The following is a 248-nucleotide window of genomic DNA, read 5'->3' as shown; positions in this document are numbered from 1 at the left end:
GCTATAAAGGCCAGGACTTCGGAACTATTCCTTTTGCTTCGATCAGAATTTATGAAGGAACTCCAACGAATGTGAGAGAAGTTTTCGCTAAATATGATATTGCCAACGATGCGTCTTTTAGAGGTCATGTTGCCATGGTAATGGGCGTTTTCTACAAAAGAAACGGCGAGTGGAAGTTCAATGCGATCGGAGATCCTACAAAAGACAGAAAATTACAGGAAACCATTGAAACTGTAAAACAACAATAT

Annotated in this window: 1 protein-coding gene; it reads left to right on the top strand. The window is 39.5% G+C overall.

Features of this window, described 5'->3' with window-relative positions; all coding sequences use genetic code 11:
• Positions 1-248: TerD family protein (locus ACR9ZK_RS22895; RefSeq protein WP_481344214.1), on the top strand; the 248-nt coding region annotated here is incomplete at both ends.

It is taken from the genome of Monashia sp. HAY1-5C, from assembly GCF_056755255.1.
Note: the sequence above shows the minus strand (reverse complement) of the source record. Positions and strands in the feature narration are given on the sequence as shown.